The sequence below is a fragment of the Caldisericota bacterium genome, from assembly GCA_034717215.1.
GTDB lineage: Bacteria > Caldisericota > Caldisericia > Caldisericales > Caldisericaceae > UBA646.
Genome location: JAYELD010000104.1, coordinates 1 through 1,553 on the forward strand (window position 1 = coordinate 1; position 1,553 = coordinate 1,553).

A 1,553-nucleotide genomic window follows, 5' to 3' on the forward strand; every position below is an offset into this window, starting at 1 on the left:
CATCCTATTAAGGAGGTTACTGAATCAACAGATTTCAATTGTCAAAGAACAAATTTAGTGCAATTAAGTTTAGCTATTACCTTAATTATTAAAAAAACACTGGGACATTTTTTTGACTACTAAGGTGAAATTTTTAGAGTTCACAACATTTTTATAAATACCTTTATCGCATAAAAACAAGAAAGAAAGGAAAAATATGAATAAGAATTATCGTAATGAATATTTATTTTCAGAAACTTATTTACAGAATATTACTCAGTTGCCAATAATTGACGAAAATCTAAAAAATTATTTTCGAACTATTAAAGGATGGAGAGATGAAGCTGATAATACTTTACCCGAATCATGGATAACCACTTACATAGAAAATATATTTGATACTTTGAAATTTGGACATAAAAGAAATTCGGAAAAAGAACCTAATGTTTTAATGCTTTTTCCGGATATAGATAAAATTAATGCGATGTCTCTTTGTTATACAATACCTCCCGAAGAAGATATTAATTGTACCTTAAAAGGAAAATTTTGGGCAGAAAAGATTATTCGAAATTTAAAAAAGAATGATTTTCAATGGGGTATCCTTACTGATGGATTTTATTGGAGGATATATCATATAACAGAACCTAACCCTTACGAAACTTATGTGGAAATAAATTTAGAAACAATTTTAAATAGCCAAGATTACGCTGCTTTTCAAATATTTTATTTCTTTTTTCGACCTGATAATTTTGTTAGAAATGAAAACGGAGAGTGTAAATTTGATATTTACAAAGATAAATCAGAAAAAACTACTAAGTATATCGAAGAAAATTTAAGGGCAGCAATTGAACGTGAAGGAGAAGGAAAAGGCGTTCTTCAAACTCTTTGTTCAGGCTATCTAAACACTTTAAATCAAAAAAACTATTCCGAAAAACATAATAAGGATATTTATGATGGGGCAATTATATATCTTTTCCGACTTCTTTTTTTGTTTTATTCGACATCTCGCGATCTTCTTAAAAGAGAAAGCATCGAGATATTTCAGAATATTATTCAAGATTCATTTCGATTTTGCAATGAAGGTGGGCTTAAAAATGATTCTTATAACCTTTGGAATCGCCTTCAGGAACTTTACGTAGAAATTAATGAAAAATATAATGGGGGTCTGTTTAATTATTATGAAAGTGATTTTACCAAATTTATAGAGGAAACCAAAATTACAGATCCATTTCTATCAGAGGTTATATTCGGATTAGCTTATTACCAGAAGTCAAAAGGAAGTTTTGCGCCGATAGAATACCGCGATCTTTCAGTACGCCATTTAGGCAGTCTTTATGAAGGTTTGTTGGAGCACAATTTATTTGTGGCACCTGAAATTATAGTTATTCGTAAATCTGGGAGTAAAATTCGGTATATTCCCGAATCTAAAGCAGGGAAAATAACGCGTTCTGACACTATATTGCCGAAAGGTGAAATCTATTTTTCAGAAGATAAAAACGAAAGAAAACTAAGCGGAAGTTATTATACGCCTGAAGATGTTGTTGAATATATTGTAAAAAACACTGTTGATTCTC

1 protein-coding gene is annotated in these 1,553 nt (G+C 29.9%); it reads left to right on the forward strand.

What is annotated here, in order from left to right:
- Positions 1-196 precede the first annotated feature (196 nt).
- On the forward strand, positions 197-1,553 hold a 1,357-nt coding region (locus tag U9Q18_04145; GenBank protein ID MEA3313547.1), incomplete at its 3' end, for a hypothetical protein.